This window comes from Candidatus Eremiobacteraceae bacterium (assembly GCA_035295225.1).
Lineage (GTDB): Bacteria > Vulcanimicrobiota > Vulcanimicrobiia > Eremiobacterales > Eremiobacteraceae > JABCYQ01.
Window position 1 is genome coordinate 51,381 of sequence record DATGJI010000055.1, and the last position, 16,384, is coordinate 67,764.

The 16,384-nt window shown below is 62.4% G+C and carries 20 protein-coding genes; 4 read left to right on the forward strand and 16 right to left on the reverse strand.

Translation table 11 applies throughout. The features are described 5' to 3' along the window. Window positions 1–82: 82 nt before the first annotated feature. From VKT51_09965 to VKT51_09980, 4 genes are read right to left on the reverse strand one after another with little or no spacing between them, the layout of a single operon-like run. Window positions 83–472 carry a response regulator gene (locus VKT51_09965; GenBank protein HLJ84485.1) on the reverse strand — a complete coding sequence of 130 codons (390 nt, stop codon included), beginning with the start codon at window positions 470–472 and terminating at the stop codon, window positions 83–85. Next, on the reverse strand, window positions 469–906 hold the full coding sequence (locus VKT51_09970) for a response regulator (GenBank protein ID HLJ84486.1): 438 nt from the start codon (window positions 904–906) through the stop codon (window positions 469–471). Before VKT51_09970 ends, VKT51_09965 begins: the two co-directional genes overlap by 4 nt. A gap of 25 nt (window positions 907–931) precedes the next feature. Continuing rightward, window positions 932–3,508, reverse strand: a complete 2,577-nt coding sequence (locus VKT51_09975; GenBank protein HLJ84487.1) for a M1 family aminopeptidase — start codon at window positions 3,506–3,508, stop codon at window positions 932–934. A gap of 55 nt (window positions 3,509–3,563) precedes the next feature. Beyond that, window positions 3,564–5,630, reverse strand: a complete 2,067-nt coding sequence (locus tag VKT51_09980; protein HLJ84488.1) for an elongation factor G — start codon at window positions 5,628–5,630, stop codon at window positions 3,564–3,566. Between the two features lie 123 nt (window positions 5,631–5,753). Between VKT51_09980 and VKT51_09985 the strand changes: the two genes are divergently transcribed. Genes VKT51_09985 through VKT51_09995 form a run of 3 tightly spaced genes read left to right on the forward strand, consistent with a single transcriptional unit; the run spans window position 5,754 to window position 7,244 of the window. After that, window positions 5,754–6,443: a 7-carboxy-7-deazaguanine synthase QueE gene (locus VKT51_09985; protein ID HLJ84489.1), complete on the forward strand. Its 690-nt coding sequence runs from the start codon at window positions 5,754–5,756 to the stop codon at window positions 6,441–6,443. Then, on the forward strand, window positions 6,440–6,808 hold the full coding sequence (locus VKT51_09990) for a 6-carboxytetrahydropterin synthase (protein ID HLJ84490.1): 369 nt from the start codon (window positions 6,440–6,442) through the stop codon (window positions 6,806–6,808). The genes VKT51_09985 and VKT51_09990 overlap by 4 nt, the downstream gene beginning before the upstream one ends. Next, window positions 6,795–7,244: a VOC family protein gene (locus VKT51_09995; GenBank protein HLJ84491.1), complete on the forward strand. Its 450-nt coding sequence runs from the start codon at window positions 6,795–6,797 to the stop codon at window positions 7,242–7,244. Before VKT51_09990 ends, VKT51_09995 begins: the two co-directional genes overlap by 14 nt. Here VKT51_09995 and rpoZ read toward each other — a convergent pair. The 8 genes from rpoZ to VKT51_10035 form a co-directional block, all read right to left on the reverse strand. Then, window positions 7,241–7,468: a DNA-directed RNA polymerase subunit omega gene (gene rpoZ, locus VKT51_10000; GenBank protein HLJ84492.1), complete on the reverse strand. Its 228-nt coding sequence runs from the start codon at window positions 7,466–7,468 to the stop codon at window positions 7,241–7,243. The two genes, VKT51_09995 and rpoZ, sit on opposite strands and share 4 nt — an antisense overlap. A 178-nt stretch (window positions 7,469–7,646) precedes the next feature. Continuing rightward, entirely contained in the window at window positions 7,647–7,910 is a 264-nt protein-coding gene (locus VKT51_10005; GenBank protein HLJ84493.1) for a UBP-type zinc finger domain-containing protein, read from the reverse strand. Between the two features lie 47 nt (window positions 7,911–7,957). Then, window positions 7,958–8,428: a TspO/MBR family protein gene (locus VKT51_10010; GenBank protein ID HLJ84494.1), complete on the reverse strand. Its 471-nt coding sequence runs from the start codon at window positions 8,426–8,428 to the stop codon at window positions 7,958–7,960. After that, window positions 8,421–9,878, reverse strand: coding sequence for an SDR family oxidoreductase (locus VKT51_10015; GenBank protein ID HLJ84495.1), 1,458 nt, complete (start codon window positions 9,876–9,878; stop codon window positions 8,421–8,423). Before VKT51_10015 ends, VKT51_10010 begins: the two co-directional genes overlap by 8 nt. Window positions 9,879–9,935: 57 nt before the next feature. Continuing rightward, complete coding sequence (locus VKT51_10020) at window positions 9,936–10,556, reverse strand: hypothetical protein (GenBank protein HLJ84496.1); 621 nt, start codon at window positions 10,554–10,556, stop codon at window positions 9,936–9,938. 61 nt (window positions 10,557–10,617) lie between these two features. Then, window positions 10,618–10,977, reverse strand: coding sequence for an STAS domain-containing protein (locus VKT51_10025; protein HLJ84497.1), 360 nt, complete (start codon window positions 10,975–10,977; stop codon window positions 10,618–10,620). Between the two features lie 299 nt (window positions 10,978–11,276). After that, on the reverse strand, window positions 11,277–11,687 hold the full coding sequence (locus VKT51_10030) for a thioesterase family protein (GenBank protein ID HLJ84498.1): 411 nt from the start codon (window positions 11,685–11,687) through the stop codon (window positions 11,277–11,279). Beyond that, entirely contained in the window at window positions 11,684–12,112 is a 429-nt protein-coding gene (locus VKT51_10035; GenBank protein ID HLJ84499.1) for a DUF5069 domain-containing protein, read from the reverse strand. Before VKT51_10035 ends, VKT51_10030 begins: the two co-directional genes overlap by 4 nt. 101 nt (window positions 12,113–12,213) lie before the next feature. Here VKT51_10035 and VKT51_10040 point away from each other — a divergent pair, with 101 nt between their 5' ends. Continuing rightward, a complete protein-coding gene (locus VKT51_10040) occupies window positions 12,214–12,420 on the forward strand; it encodes a hypothetical protein (protein ID HLJ84500.1) in 207 nt (68 codons plus the stop codon). A gap of 10 nt (window positions 12,421–12,430) precedes the next feature. On the opposite strand, the gene VKT51_10045 is transcribed toward VKT51_10040, so the two are convergent. The 4 genes from VKT51_10045 to VKT51_10060 are packed head-to-tail and all read right to left on the reverse strand — an operon-like array spanning window position 12,431 to window position 16,290. Continuing rightward, window positions 12,431–13,258, reverse strand: coding sequence for an ABC-2 family transporter protein (locus tag VKT51_10045; protein HLJ84501.1), 828 nt, complete (start codon window positions 13,256–13,258; stop codon window positions 12,431–12,433). Next, complete coding sequence (locus VKT51_10050; GenBank protein ID HLJ84502.1) at window positions 13,251–14,048, reverse strand: ABC-2 family transporter protein; 798 nt, start codon at window positions 14,046–14,048, stop codon at window positions 13,251–13,253. Before VKT51_10050 ends, VKT51_10045 begins: the two co-directional genes overlap by 8 nt. After that, a complete protein-coding gene (locus VKT51_10055) occupies window positions 14,048–15,268 on the reverse strand; it encodes a kelch repeat-containing protein (GenBank protein HLJ84503.1) in 1,221 nt (406 codons plus the stop codon). Before VKT51_10055 ends, VKT51_10050 begins: the two co-directional genes overlap by 1 nt. Further along, the gene (locus tag VKT51_10060) at window positions 15,265–16,290 is read right to left on the reverse strand and encodes an ATP-binding cassette domain-containing protein (protein ID HLJ84504.1); all 1,026 of its coding nucleotides are present in this window, start codon (window positions 16,288–16,290) and stop codon (window positions 15,265–15,267) included. The genes VKT51_10055 and VKT51_10060 overlap by 4 nt, the downstream gene beginning before the upstream one ends. Between the last annotated feature and the right edge of the window lie 94 nt (window positions 16,291–16,384).

Sequence of the window (16,384 nt, forward strand, 5' to 3'; positions counted from 1 at the left end):
GACCATAAAGGTCCGCCCTACGTCAGAATTATGTAGGGCGCGCCTTTACGGCGCGCCGGCGGACCACAAAGGCCGCCCTACGTCAGCGCTTGGCGAGGAGCGAGCGGATGCGTGCCTGGAGTTCGCGCGGTGAAAAAGGTTTGACCACGTAGTCTAGGCCGCCGGCTTCGAAACCCTCCAGAACATCGTGCTCCTGGCCCTTTGACGTGAGGAACATGATGGGAATGGCTTCCGTGGCTGGATCTTTCTTGAGCTCTTTCGCGACCTCCCAACCGTCCATGCGCGGCATGAGAACGTCTAAGATCACGAGGTCCGGCTTGATCCGCCGGATCGCTTCCAGGGCGCTTTCGCCGTCGGCGGTCGGGGTCACGTCGCAGCCGGCGTTGGATACGGTGATCTGCACCAGTCGCCGGATATCGTCGTCGTCGTCCGCGATGACGACTTTCGCCTTTGCGCGCGCTTCGTCAGTCATTTCGTCGTGGCATCTCCGAAGATCGCCTTGATCCGGTCGGCGAGAACGACCGGGTCGAACGGTTTGGTGATATACCCAGAAGCGCCCGCATCCATGCCGGCGCGGATATCGGCGGGGTCCGAACGTGCGCTGAGGAAGACGATCGGAATCTCTTTCGTCTTTGCGCCGCTCTTGAAGTGCCGGCACACGTCAAGGCCGTCTTTATCCGGCAACATGCGATCGAGGAGGATGAGGTCCGGACATCGCTTTTCGATAGCATCCGTCGCGGCCGCGAAGTCGGTCACGGACGTGACGTCGAATTTGCCGATCAGACGAAGCGACAGATCGATGACGCCTTGCACGTCGCGCTCATCTTCGACGACGAGAATGGTACGTATCTCCAGTTTTCTGCTCCCGTCATCCGGGGGCCGACTAGCGTCGGCCCCTTCAAATATTCTCCTCGATAGGCCCCTTCAAAAATCAGCTTCTCGATCGGCGGGGTTTGCGTGCCGGCTTTGCCGCAGCTTCGAGAGACGCCAGGCGTTCTTGCAGCGCCCGGTGCGCGTCACGCACGCTCGACAACTCGTCGCGCATCCTCTGCACTTCCGCCGGTTTGCTCAAATGTTCTCGTATGCTCGCTGCCGCTTCCATGCAGCGCCGCTTCAGTCGTCCATCGACATCTTGCGCGGCCAACCGCTCTAACGGCTCGATGGCTGCGCTCTCGTGCATCGTCTGCAACGCGTCGATCGACGCGATGCGAACATGATAGTTGCGGTCGTCCAGCAGGTCCAGCAACGTATCCCGTACATCCTTGCGTCCTTCACCGAGCTTGCCCAGCGCGGTCACGGCGGTGCGCCGTGCGGCGGCCGGACGTCCGTAGGCCGTCCACGCGAGAATAGTCGGTACCGCGCGCTCATCGCCTAGATCGGCAAGGCCCGCGAAAATGCCGCCGCGGATCGCCTCCTGCCACGATTCTTTCTTCGCAAGTGCGCTCGTCAACGTGGCGTACGCGCGTTTCGCCTTCGTCTTGCCGATGGAATGCGCGGCCTGTGCCTCGACGAAATAGGATGCATCCTTCTTCAAGAGCGGTTCGAGCGCTTCAAAGGCGGCGTCGGTGTGGAACTCGCCGAGCGCCTCCGCCACGGCGCGGCGCGCCTTTGGATGCTTGACCGAACGAGCCCGAAGCAGTGCGCGAAACGGCTCGGCACCTCGGATCCGGCCAAGGGCGCGCGCAGCATCTGCTTGGACCCCCCAGAACGGGTCCCGCTGCAAGGCATGCGCGATGGCCGCCACCGCATCAGGCGACGCCTCTTTGGCAAGCGCTCTGATCGCCTGTATGCGCGTGGCAATCCGCGAGTCGCGTTCCAATTGTCGCACGAGCATCTCGGTCGGAACTTCGAGTTCGATCGTCTTGATGATATCAGCGTCGGGATCGAAACAGAAAGTCTGCGGCTCCGAAGCGAGGGCGAATGCAAACGTCTGCTGCGAGGCGTCGCAGACGATCTGGCGTCGTTCGGATTTGCCGCGTCCGAAGCCGAATTCGACTGCGATAGGCACGCGGAACAACGGCGTCGCATCGTCGACCGTTTGCGCTTGCGCCACATCGACGCGAGCCTGACCACCTTCGGCATCCCAGGTATAACGCACGCGAAACTCCGGGTGGCCGGCCTTGAAAACCCATTGGTCGAAGAACGGAGCAAAGTTGCGGCCCGTCGTCTCTTCTATCGCGCGGCCGAGATCCACGGTTTCCACGTTGCGCCGCTGATTGGTCGTGACGTATGCGTGCAGCGATTGCCAGAAGAGGTCGTCGCCGAGTTCCGCCCGGACCATGTGGAGCACGCAGGCTCCTTTTTCGTACAGATGGCGGTCGAAGATCTCGACCGGTTCGCCGAAAATGCTCGTGACGATCGACCGGCGGTAGTGCTGAGAATCCTCATGCAGGTAGCGCGCCTGCATCTCAAGGCGATAATAGTCGAACTCATCTTTCCCAAGATCGAATTCTTTGAACAGCGCCTCGAAATAGGTCGCAAAGCCTTCGTTGAGCCAGGCGTGAGACCAATCTTTGCACGTGAGGAGATCGCCGAACCATTGGTGGGCCAATTCGTGGGCCACGAGTCCATCGCTTGAGAAATCGAGATGCGCGCGCGCATCGTGCAGCGTCGTGTCGGTCTGTGTTGTCGCGGTGGTGTTCTCCATGCCGCCGAAGATGAAATCCGAGACGGCGATCTGCGAGTATTGCGCATACGGATACGGAAAGCGGAGACGATCGCTGAAGAATTTCACCATCGCAGGCGTCTTTCCAAACGATCGCTCGCCGTCGGCCTCGCGTCCAGGATGGACGTAGTACGAGACGGGCGTTCCTTTCACCGTGGACGTGCGACCCGAGAATTTTCCCGCGACGCACGACACGAGATACGTGACGTGCGGCGTCTCCATCTTCCAATGATACGTCTTGGTCTTTGCGCTCTTGTTCTCAGTCGTGCCGATCAACCGTCCGTTGCTGAGCACGAAGAACGCTTTCGGCACCGTCGCAGTCACTTCGGTCGTGGCTTTGGCGTTGGGATAGTCGATGCACGGAAACCAGTAGTGGGCGTCTTGATCCTGGCCTTGCGTCCAGACATGGACGGGCTTGGCCGGGTAGCCTTCATCCGGACCGATGAAGTAGATGCCCTGGCGCGGCTGGCGCGCTTCGTACTCCACGATAACGGATGTGGATCGGCCGGCCGCGAGTTTCGGCAACTGCACGCGGAGTTTCGCACCTTGCATGCTGAACGGCAGCGCCGCGCCGCGCGGGCCGCGCACGCGACGGATCGTCAGCTGCGCCGCGTCGAACTCGATCGAGCTCAGCTGCTTGCCCACGGCGGTAAACGTCGTGGCGCACTTGCCGAACAATATCTTTTCGTCGAAGTCGAACGAGAGCGTCAGCGCTATGTGATCGACACGTGCAGGGCGGTCCGGCGCGTAGCGCTGCTTTGCTCCCGGAAGAGCAAAAGGTTTGCGTCCGTTGCCGCTCGGCGCGGCGCTAGCGTCGGCGCGTCGGCAGTAGGCGTGGGTCATGGACCATCCTTCATAAAGCGGCTGGCGATCGCGGCTTCTTGGTTTTTAGATCGGGCTATCGAGCGGCGACCGGCTCGCGTCGCGCCTCGGTGACCGTCTGGACGACTTTCGGCGGCGCGAACTCGAAGTGATCGTGCTCGGCGACGAAGTATCCGAGCCCTTGAGTCGCTGTGCGCAGTTCGGTCAGATATCGGCCGAGCTCTGCTTGCGGCACGAGCGCCTGCACCGTATCCCAGCCCTCGCGGCCTTCACTCGCACCGTAACTCAAGATCTGTCCGCGCTTGCCCGTGACGTGCTGCATCACCGTGCTCGTGTAGCCGCTCGGCACCGTGATCTCAACGCGCTGGATGGGCTCGAGCAGACTGGGGCGGCATTTGGGCAACCCCTCGCGCATCGCAAGCGCGGCCGCCATCTTGAACGAGGCCTCGTTGGAATCGACGTTGTGATACGAACCGTCGTAGAGGGTCACGCCGACATCGACAACGGGATATCCGCCGATCGGCCCCTTTTCGAGCGCCTCGCGCACGCCTTTCTCAACACCGGGGAAAAACTGCTTCGGAACGACGCCGCCGACGATCTTGTCGGCGAACTTGATGCCGCTTCCGCGCGGCAGCGGTTGGATCTCCAAGTGCACGTCGCCGAACATACCGTGTCCGCCGGTCTGGTGCTTGTAGCGACCCTGCTGCTGCGTCTTGGTCATGATGGTCTCGCGGTACGGCACCTGCGGCAGTTGCGTGTCCAACCGCACGTTGTACTTGCGCTGCATCCGTTCGACCGTGATCGTGAGGTGCATCTCACCGTGACCGCGCAGCACGAGCTCGTCCGTGAATTCGGCGCGCTCGGCAGCGATGCTCGGATCTTCTTCTTTCATGCGCACGATCAGCTGCGAAAGTTTTGCTTCGTCGGCCCGATCGTGCGGCCGAACGGCCATCGCGAACGCGCTCTTGAGCAATTTCGGAACCGGCATGCGGACTTTCGCGGTTCCCGTGCACAGCGTGTCGCCAGTATGCGTGGCCTCGAGCCGTGCGATGGCGACGACGCTTCCGGGCCCGGCGGCTGCGATAGCTGACTGGGTCTTGCCTTGCAGGTCGTACAGTCCGCCGGGCCGCTCTTTGACATCGGGATGACCGACGCTCGTGAGCTGCGCATCGGGAGTCAGCGTGCCGCTGAAGATGCGCGCCACCGAGAGTTTGCCGCTTTGCGGGTGGACGAACGTCTTGCAGACTTGAGCGATGACCGGACCGCTTTGCGCCGGCGTGACTTTCGTGCCGTCCTCGGCCGTTCGCGCCACCTGCGCGCCGTCCGGGAATTGGCGGACGATCAGGTCGAGGAGCTCGGGCACGCCGCAGCCCCGTATGCCGCTTGCGACGACGACGGGGATGATATTGTCGGCGCTCACGTCGTCGCTCAGATCGCGCTCGACCTCTTCGAGCGGAGGCTCCGTGCCCTCAAGGATCTCTTCCATTAGATGATCGTCGAAATCGGCCAGCGCTTCCAGCAGCTGCTCGTGAGTTTTATCTTCCGCGTTGCCCGGCAGCGCGGTCGGAGCGGCTTTGCCGTCGGCGCCGTATTTGAACGCCTGCATGCTCACGACGTTGACGAAGCCCGCAAACGAGTCGCCTTGCCCGATCGGCGCCTGCTCTGCGACCACGTGCCCGCCGAATTTCTCGCGCAGGCGCGCGTAGGTTGTCGGAAAGTCCGCGCCGGGCCGGTCCATGCGGTTGACGACAAAGCAGTGCGGCATGCGCATCCGCTCGACGTAATCGACGAGCGACTCGACGAGCGGGAGACGATTGGGATCGGCTTCGACGACGATGACGGCGGCGTCAGCAGCCAAGAGCACGAATTTCGTCTCTTCAAAAAAATCGACCGCCCCTGGGCAGTCGATGAGATTCACGCGGATGTCGCCCACCTGGAGGTGGGCGAAGGCCGGCGCCACGGACATCTGATGAGCGATGGATTCCGCATCGTGATTCGTCGTCGCGGTCCCATCGGTCACCGCGCCTTTGCGGGGAATCGCGCCGCCGAGCGCAAGCAGCGCTTCGACGAGTGTCGTCTTTCCGCTGTGATGCGGACCGACGAAGGCGACGTTGCGGACACCCCCAACGCTTGGAGCCGCCATGCGTGTGTACTCCTCGGGCAAGCCGTCTGAAGAGAACGGCGAAAAACGCTTGTCGCGTAAGAGGCGCCTGGGCTTCGACGCCCGCGGCGGGGGCGCCTCGCGGATGACGCGAACATTCGCTCGATGCGCGAATCCGCGACACTACGGGTCAACGAGACGTTTTTTTCCGTCCAAGGCGAGGGGACGCTGAGCGGCGCCGCTACCTTCTTCATACGGCTGGACGGTTGCCCGCTTCGCTGCGCGTGGTGCGATACGCCATACGCGCTCGACGGCACGAAGGGCACGGTGACCGACGTGGACGCGCTCGCGACGCAGGCGCACGGCGTGCCCCGCGTCGTCATCACCGGGGGTGAACCGCTCGCCCAAGACATCGGTCCGCTGGTCGACGCGCTCGATGCCGAGACGCATGTCACCGTCGAGACCAGCGGCACGATCTTCGCGGATATTCCGCGCGTTGCGCTGTTCAGCGTCAGTCCGAAAGTTGGATCGTCAGGCTACAAGCCGAAGCCGATCATCTTGCAGAAATTCTTCGCCGCGGCGAAAGGCCGCTTGCAGCTCAAGTTCGTCATCAGCGACGCGCGCGATCTCGAAGAGACCCTCGATTGTCTGCTCGGATTGGAATCCGTGCTGCCCGCCGGCACGCCGATCGTCTTGCAGCCCGAGAGCGGCAGCGCTGGTTCGGGCACGGATTATCATGCGGCGCTCCGAAAACTTGCGGAATCCGTGCTTGCCGATTCTCGCTGGCGCCGTTTCGACGTTCGTGTGCTTCCGCAGCTGCACTTTCTCATGTGGGGCGGAGCCGCCGGCCGATGATCTCGATCGAGTATTCGTGCCATTTCGATGCGGCCCACCAGCTCGCTCTACCGTACGACTCGCCATGCAACCGGCGACACGGCCACCGCTACACCGTAGAGATCTGCGCGTCCGCAGAGCGGCTCGAACACGGCATGGTCGTCGATTACAACATCCTCAAACGGACGGTCGCTGAGTTCGATCACTGCGATCTCAACGAGCGGGCCGAGTTCAACGCCGCCGATCGGCAGACAACGGCCGAGAACATCGCCACGGTATTGGCCGAGAAGCTGCAAGCGGCTGTCGGCGCGCGGGTGTCGATCGACGAGGTGATCGTGCGCGAAACCCCGCGGGCGGCGGCTAGGTGGCGGCGTGACCGCGCCTGATGGCGAGCATTCCGGCGCAGCACCCCCGCAGATCACCGGTCTGCTCGAATCGGCGCTGTACGTCGAAGACGTGCACCGGTCGGCGGGGTTCTTCTGCGGCGTGCTTGGTCTTACGCCGATGTTCGAAAGCGAGCGGCTGATCGCGCTCGACGCAAAGCGATCCGGCTCGCTGCTGCTGTTCCAGCGCGGCGCAACGCTTGAGGACGTGGAGACAAAGGGGGGCACCGTCCCCGGTCACGATGGCGCAGGTCCGGTGCACATGGCATTCGCGATTCCGCAAGACTCTTACGAGTCTTGGATCAATCGCCTAGCGTCTTTTGGCGTCAAGATTCGGAGCGAGGTGCGTTGGCCGCGCGGGGGAAGGAGCATCTACTTCGATGATCCGGACGGCCATCTGATCGAACTGGCTACGCCCGGGCTCTGGCCGAACTACTAAACCGCGTTCTCGTCCATCGTGACGTCGAGCTTCTTTTCTTCGATCTCCGCGAACGCCGTGCTCACGGCTTTCTCCGGATTGGAGCCTTCGACGAGGGGTTCGGTGTGATTGACGAGCTGTTGTGCGCGTACGCGCGCGACGTTCACCAGCAAATACTTGTTGTCGATTTGAGCGAGCAGGTTATCGATGTTTCCGAACTGGGAGTGATTTTTGGGATCTTTCATAATCTCCGCACAACGGTAAGAGCGGTCTGTGACCAGCTCTGCAAGTTTCCAACTAACGGAACCTTCAGTATACACCGTACGGCGGCTCATCGTCAAGTTAGCCTTTGCGCAGCGAAGCGTGGCTACAGGCGGATTAGATTGTAAATCGGCTTACTTTGTGATACAAAGTAACGAGGCGCTACTCCCACATGACTTGGTCGATGAAGCAGAATTTCCACGATTCCCCGCGCTCCACCGATCGCATGATCGGGTGTTTCGTCGCGTGAAAGTGTTTTGTGGCGTGTCTGTTGACCGAATCATCGCAGCAGCCGACGTGGCCGCACTCCAGACATTCTCGCAAGTGGACCCAGGTGGCGCCTATCTTGAGACAGTCCTCGCAGCCGTTCGCACTCGGCTTGACGTTGTGGATGTGATCGAGGTGGGTGCACATTGGATTTTTCATCGGCGATCCTCCTGACATACGTTTCGACACGTGCCCTCTTTATGGCCCTACCGATTGAGCCGAACGATAGTGTAGTTCAGATACGCTGCGAACGTCACCCAGAGGAGGTACGGGACCAAGAGCCACGCTGCGGCCCGCGAGACCGACGCGAAGGCTGCTATCGTGAGCGCGATTGTCAGCCAAAGTGCTGCGATCTCGATGAGCGCCGCGCGCGGGCTGTGTAAGCCGAAGAACAGCGCTGACCAGGCTATATTGAGCACCAACTGCGCTGCGAACGCGATGAGCGCGATACGCGCGCCGGATCCAGCGTCGAGCCACACGAGCCAAGCGGCCACAGCCATTGTCCCGAAGAGCGCGGTCCATACGGGCCCGAACACCGACGAGGGCGGATTCCACGATGGCTTTACGAGCTGCGTGTACCAGCCAGGTATGTTCGGCGCCGTGACGAGCGAGCCGAGACCGGCCGCCGCGAAGCAGATGACGAGTGATACGCCAAGGCCGACGATTTTTTCAGGCATTCGTCCTGCTTCTTTGCGGCGCGGACGCGGCTTCGGCTTCAGCGACGATGCGTTCTGCCAGGCCTCCGAAGATGAAATTGTGGAACGGCATGACAGCGTACCAATACACTTGACCGAGCAGACCACGCGGTTCGAAGAACGCCGTCTGTCGCAGGTCGGCACCGCCCTCGTGAGGGTCAATCGCGAACTCGAGCCACGCTTTTCCCGGCAGCTTCATCTCTGCTCGCAACCGTAGCAAACGCGGCGAATCCACCGCTTCGACGCGCCAGAAATCTAAGGCGTCGCCTACGCGAAGCTGCGTCGGCGACCGCCTCCCCCGGCGAAGGCCAACGCCTCCGACGAGTCGATCCAACGCGCCTCTGAGCGCCCACAGCCAATTCGCGAAAAGCCAGCCGCGCCTGCCGCCTAGCCCGCGCACGACGTCGAAGAGCGCCGTTTGGTCCGCTGTGGTCTCGCGCGTGCGACGGTCGATATGCATACCTTGCGTGACTTCGTGAAAATCCTCCGTACGCGACCGCGTGTCGACTGCGTCAAACCAGGTGGTCTGCGGTCCGTCGGCTTGATAGCGGTCCAGCGCAAGCCTCACCGCTTGATCGTACCCGATCGGCTCGACCGGGAAATCGCGCCGTGCCGCGTCGTCGTGTACGATCACCTCGCTGCACAACCCGTCAATCAGCGGTCGCGCGATGCCGGCCGAAATCGGCGTGACGAGGTGAACCCAATACGATGAGAGCCGCGGTGTGAAGAACGGCACGATGAGCATCGTTCTCTTCAGACCGCGGATGCGCGCGTATTGAAGCATCAGCTCTCGATACGTGAGCACGTCGGGACCGCCGATCTCATATATCTTGCCGGCGGTTTGCGGCTGCGCGAGCGCCCGTGTGAGATATTCGATCACATCCGTAACGGCGATGGGCTGCGACAGAGTCATCACCCACTTCGGTGCGATCATCACCGGCAAACGCTCGGTCAGGTAGCGGATCATTTCGAACGAAACGCTCCCTGAGCCCACGATGATCGCTGCTCGAAACTCGGTCAGCGGCGGTCCGAACTCGCGCAAGGTGGACCCTACTTCATGGCGGCTGCGCAGATGCGCGGAGAGGTTTGCATCCGGCTCACCAAGACCGCCGAGGTATATCACGCGTCGAACTCCGGCCGACTTTGCCGCACTCGCGAACGTGCGCGCGGCATCGCGATCGCGTTGTGCGAACGAACCCTCCTTGGAACCCATTGAGTGGATGAGGTAGTACGCGACGTCCACGTCCGCAAACGCGGCTGCGAGCGACACATCGTCTAACGCATCGCCGGCGACGACTTCTACGCCTTCGAACCGTCCGTCAAGCTTCTTTGGATCGCGTGACATGCAACGGATGCGATGTCCGAGAGCGGTGAGCGCGGGTACGAGCCGACCCCCGATGTAGCCGGTCGCCCCGGTGACCAATATTCGCACCGAGTGCACTTCGGCATCGGTACGCCGGTATCCGGGGCCGCCTCCAAAACTATCCGACTAGAGTCGCGTCGTCAGCCCGATGACAAAGCCGTTGAGAGCCGAGTGCTGCGTGAGGTAGTATTTGACCTCAAATGCCGAGGACGAGCCCAGGCCTATCTGACCGAAGGCGTCCGCCACGAATCCGCTGCCCGGCCGGCTGATACCCGAACCGCCGTTGTTCCCTCCACTGATGTTGACGAAATCATAGCCGAGGCCGCCGCCGAGGCGCACGAGGTGGCCGACGCCGGCGTCTTGCTCCAACGTGATTGGGATCTGCGTGATCGATTCGGAACCCGGCGTGAAGATGGGCGCCATCGGCCCAAGCGACACCGGTTGGCCGCCCGGCGTCGAAACGGCCTCGCGGCTGGAGATGAAGCCCGCGTCGATGCGATACCCGCCGGACAGAAGATTCGGTTCGATTGCGAACTCGATCGCCACGTTGCCTTGTTGCTTGACGCTCACGCCGGGCGGCGTAGCGACGGACTCGATCGACGATCCGGCGGATGCGGGCACGTACGCGCCGATGCCGACGCTGAGCGGCAATGTCGCTCCGGCGGCGAGTGCTGCAGACGGAGAGGCGACGGCGGCGGCGACGAACGCGCAAAGAGTCGCGCGTGCACTGCGGCAAAGAATTTTCATCGATACATCCTTCTTGGTCACGCCGGCCGCTTCGGCGAGCCGGCTGGATATCCCGCGGCGCTTACGCCGCGGAGACTTCGGTTATCGAACAGCCGACCGCGCTCGGATCGCGGCAGATGTCGACGCCGGACACCGGCAACGCACGGGTTACGGCATCGGCGAGTTCGGCGCTGCGAACGAGCACCGCCACCCGCGTGTTCCCACGCATGCGGCGGATCCGACCGATGGCCGTGACGAGCGCCGCGATGCCATGATCGTCGGCCGAGTCCACAGCGTCTAAGTCGATGAGCAGATTCGGGCAGCCGTCATGCGCGGCGCGCATGACCTCATCGAGCACGGCGGGTGCGGCGACGTGGTCGAGGTGCTGCTCGATCTTCAATCTGCGCCAGCCGCCTCGTATCGGCGACGTGTGTACGATCATGACGTGGACTCCCTTCGACTATCGTAACGCCGTATTCCTAACCGGCGATTCCCACGCAAGCGATTCTTATCGCACTCTCATTCAGATGAGCGAAAGCGGGTTCGCTCCTCCGGGCGCGCGAATGTCATATTTTATGGAGATTATATGCAAGATCGGCGACCGGCTCTATCACCGCGTCGGCAGCGATTGTCACCGCAAACTCGAACAAGACGGGACGGGCCCGTTGCTTAACCTGACCGCCGCTCAAGCACACGAGGTCGGCATGGAACCGTGCGGCGTCTGTCTTGCGGACCTAGACGTCAATCACTAAACGGCGCAAGCGCGGCGCGGAGCGCATCGGGCAGCGGCATCGCGCGGAACGTCGCGCGGCTGACGCATGCGAGCACAATCTCACAGTCCGCAACGCGCACGCCGTCCTGCTTCTCCACCTCGAAACCCAAGGTCATCGAACGCGCGCCTAGGCGCTTGAACCACGCGGAAATTCGAAGCACGTCGTCGAGCCGCGCCGGCGCGCGAAATTCGCACGAGTAACGCACCCTCGGCAGCCAGCAATCGAAACTGTTGTACAGATCGCCGAGCGACATCCCGGCGGCGCGGAACAATTCGCTTTCCGCGATCTCGAAGAACCTGACATACGCGCCGTAGAAGATCACTCCGGCGGCGTCGATGTCGCTCCAGCGCACGCGATCCTCGATCGCAAAGCGCTTCATCTCGCTTTGAGCCGGCCTTCCTCCAGGTCGATGAGATCAGTCCAGGTCTGCACATCGCGCCTTCCCGGTGCGATCTCGTCGCGTTGCCGTTCGAAGCGCGCGCGCGAATCTTCGTTTTTCGGCGCCCAGCCGTCGATGTCCGCGTTGAGCGCATCGAGCACGGCGCCGGTAGGCATGTGGCCTGTGCGCGAAAGCCATGAGACGACTCGCGCGTCGTCGTCCTCTGTCTCGGCGACGACGGCGAAGAACTCCTCGCCGTCCGTGCGGAGCGCTTCGAAGAGGCGGCGATCCATCGAGCAGTCGAATATATACGGCCCGAGCGAGCCGGCCTGTTTTGCGCGCGCCTTGTCGATCGTGCGCGCGAGCATGTTCAATCCCGCGAGCCTCTCGCGCGGGCCGCGCGGGAACTCCTTGGTAAGATCCATGTCTGTGACTTATATGCTCGCCGCTCGCGCTCCCGCGAGTCTCTCATTTCGTTGACGGCCGTCTCAAGGAACAGGCCCGCGCCGGGCAAAAGGCACCGCGCGTGATCGCTGAGACGTCGCTCAAGCTCTGTTGTCCGAAGTGCCGCGCACCCGGCCTTTCCAAGACCGAGTATCGCTATCCGGTGCTCGGCTACAGCGAGCACGAACTTCAATGCATCGTGTGCGGACTGAACCTCTGGCCGCACCCAACAGAGTCGCCGAATCAGACCTATTACCGGTGGCTCATGGACCGGGCGATCGACTGGTAGCGCCTTTGCGCTATGATCCTGTGCTCTGATGATGGTCCAGTCCGCGTCTCCAGAATAGGTACGCGGCACCGAACCATACTGCTCCTACCACCGGCGTCAACCAGCCGAGCAGCGGATTGAGCGCGTACGTGGCCTCGGCGGTCTTGTGCAAGAGCGCCGTCGCCGGGAAATAGTTCATGAATGCGAACGGGAAGACATAGCCCAAAACGATGCGTACGCTGCGCGTATAAATCGAGAGCGGATAGCGCGTGAAATCGTTTTCGAGCGACATCACGACCCAACGCAGCGCGTCGAGCCGAATGAACCAGAACGCGAGCGTCGCCACCACCAGCTGAACGGCGAAGTCGATGAACGCGCCGCCGATCATCGCGGCGAACAGCAACCCGACGGTCGCGATCGACCATTGCAGGTGCACGACGGCTTGGGCTATCGCGAAGAAGACGAGCGCGAGCGCTAGCTCGTCTGGCCAGATCTGCCCCGGCGCGGACAGCACTTGGAAAAGCGGGTTGAGCGGTCGCACGAGGTAGCGATCGAACGTGCCCTCGCGTATCAGCTCCGGCACGTTGCCGACCGTGAAGAACAGCGTGTTGTTCAGCGTATGCCCGAGCATGAACAGTGTGTAGAGGAAGAACACTTCCTGATACGTCCAGCCCATCATGGAGGGAAAGCGCGTCATCGTCACCCAGATCGCGCCGATCGCGACGCCGTGGTAGACGAAGCTGAACAAGAGCCAGATGAAGAAGTTCCCCTTGTATTCGATGAGCGTCAGGAAGTTGAGGCGCCAGAACTCTCGATACGCGCGCCAGTAGTCGCCGGCGGTTGCTGCGCGGCTAGCCACCCTGCACCACCACGCGACGCTCGCCGATGCGCCAGAGCAGCGTCGCGAACGCGCCGAAGACGGCGACCCAGATAACCTGCATCGCGAGATGCTGCATGATCGCCGGCCCGGAGATGAGCCCGATGTACATCGAGATCGGATCGTTGTAGAGTCCGGCGAACGGCAACGCGAGCACGATGCGCTGCAGCGGGCCTTGCGGGAAGAGCGTCAGGGGAACGAGCGCGCCTGAAAGCAGCGAGACGATGAACTGCACCATGATCTGGACGCCGAAGATCTCCATGGTCCAAAACGTGATCGTGGCCATGATGAGATCGATGAAATAATTGAGCAAGAATCCGAGGCAGATGCTGACGAGAAAGGCGCCGGCCGCCACAAGGTTCACGGGCGGCTGAATGCGGACGATCAGCAATGATAACAGCAATGCGGGAATGATCTGGACGACCGAAAACAGCGTCTGACCGATGGTGTCGGCGAAGACATAGAGCGGCACGCTGATCGGACGCATCAGATCGATCGCTATCGACCCCTCGCGGATCTTCTCGCGGATGACGTATGCGCCGTCCACGTTGTAGATGAGACCGATGACGAGCGCGAGCGTGACGTAGGTGATCATGCCGGGCAGCGTGATGCCGGCCTGCTGCCCGTTCGTGCGGTAGAGCGCAGTCCAGAGCGTCGCCATGAGAAAGACGCGCAGCAAGATGGAACCGATGCGCGTGAACACCTGGACGCGGTAGACGCTCTCGCGGTTGAACGCGCGTCGCGCAAATTCGACGTAGGCGCCCGCCGCCATCAGTGCGCGCGAGCGCCGAAGCGGACTTTGATCAGCGGGCTCACGTAGCGGCGGACGTCGGCGATCGGCCCGACGCCATACCAGGGCGAACCGCCCATGATATAGATGACGTCGCCGAGCGCCGCGACCGCCATGCCTTGCCGCGGAAACGGCATCCACGGTCCGGTCATCCAACCGCTGCCGTAGCCCGCGGAGATCTCCATAGTCTGCGTTGGCGCCGGTTCCTCGTCGGGAGTTGGCGGCGGGGTGATGCCGCCGATCGCGACGAGCCGGTTCTCGACGATCGTAAGTCCGAAGTTCGCGCGGGCAGTGCGCATATTCGTGGCGCTCGACCATCGATTGCGCTGCGGTTCGTAGTAGTCGGTTGACGAGAGAAATGCGCCTTCGCGCGTCATGCCGCCGAGGACCGCGATCTTCCCTTGGGTCACAGTCGACGCGACGCCGATGCGCGCATTGCCAAGCGCGTTCTGGATGAGGCTCCAACTGTTGTGCGCGATGTCGAAGACCTCGATCGAGGTGTCATCGTTGCCGTGCGATGCGGCGCCGCCGATGAGGTAGAGCTTGCCGTCCATCGCCTGCAGAGTCGCGCCGTGGCGCGGAACGGGCATCGAGCGCAGCTCCGCCCAGCGGTCGTCGACCGGATCGTAGCGCCACGCCTTGTTCGTGACTTTGTTTTCGATGCGGCCGCCGGCGAGATAGATATAGCCGAGGTAACTGGCGGCGGCGGCGTTGTCCACGCTTTCCGGTACTGGCGCCGCTGTCTGCCACGTACCGACATTCGTGGGAATCGGACCGCCTTGAAATTCCGGAATCGGCGTGCTCGTGACCAGAGGCGGCTGAAGAACGAAAGTTGTATCGTGCTGCCGCAAATCGGAACCGAAGCCGCCGATGAGATAGATCCGGCCGTTCAGCACGGCAACGGCCGCGTTCTGGCGCGGCGACGGCAACGTGGGTCCCTCGACCCAGCGGCCGTTGTTGAGATCCGGTCTGAGCACATAGTCGTCGGGCGTCGCCGTGGCCGCGGTCGTCGAAGCCGGCGCTGGTGACGATGCAGGAGCGGCGGTTTGCTCCGGCGCGGCAGACGGCATGGGCGTGGCTGCCGACGACGGCGCTGGGGTTGGATCAGTCGCATAATGCGACGAGCGGGCAAGCGATGTTTGCCCTATGACGAGCGCGCCGAACGCCGCGGCGGCAACCATCGCAAAAATCCGTTGCGTCATGTCACCGCCAGCGTCGGGCTCAAACCCGCCTTCATTACGTCTGCACCACCCTGATAGATCTGCCGGATGATCGTCTCGAGCTCCGGCTCGGCGATCGTGATATCCTTAAGTTCGCATTGCGCTGCGAGGGCGGTGATCAGCTGTTCGGCGCGGACGACATCGCGGTCGAACTCGATCGTCATGCGCGGGCCGTCGCGCGAGACCACTTTCGACCCCGGCATGTCCACGCGGATGTTCGCGCAATCGCTGGTGAGTTCGACGGTGAGCACGCGCTTCCGGCCGAAACGATCGCGAATGCCGTCGATGCTTCCATCGTAGAGCTTCTGACCGTGATCGATCAGCACGATGCGCTCGCACAGTTTTTCAATGTCGTTCAGATCGTGGGTCGTCAAAAGGATCGTCGTGCCGCGATCGCGATTGACGCGCTGGATGAAGCGGCGTATCGCCTCCTTGGCCACGACGTCGAGTCCGATCGTCGGCTCGTCGAGGAAAACGACTTTTGGTTCGTGCAGCATCGCGGCGGCGAAGTCGCCCCGCATGCGCTGCCCAAGGCTCAGCTGACGGACGGGCGTGCGGATGAACTCGTCCAGGCCGAGTATCTCCGTGAACTCGGCCAGATTTCGATCGTAGACGGATTCCGGCACACCGTATATCGCGCGCAGCAGCCGGAACGATTCGATGAGCGGCAGGTCCCAATACAGTTGCGTGCGTTGACCGAAGACGACGCCGATCTGCCGGCCATTCCCTTGGCGGTCTTTCCAAGGCACGATGCCGTTCACCGTGCATGTGCCGCTCGAGGGCACGAGAATGCCGGTCAGCATCTTGATGGTGGTGGACTTGCCGGCACCGTTCGGACCGATGTAGCCGATGATCTCACCCTCGGCGACGTCGAACGATACGTCGGAGACCGCGACCTTGGTCTCATAATCGCGCGAGAAGAGATTGGCAAGCGCGGCCCACGCGCCGTCTTTGCGGCGCAAGGTCTTGAATTGTTTGGTCAGGTGCTCCGCGCGGATGATCATCGTGGGCCGCTCGTTCGACGCACCCGGCGCCCGCGCATTTTCACTCATCTGGTTTAAGCTAGGGCCGCAACCACCCGCAAGCGCTGCGATCGTC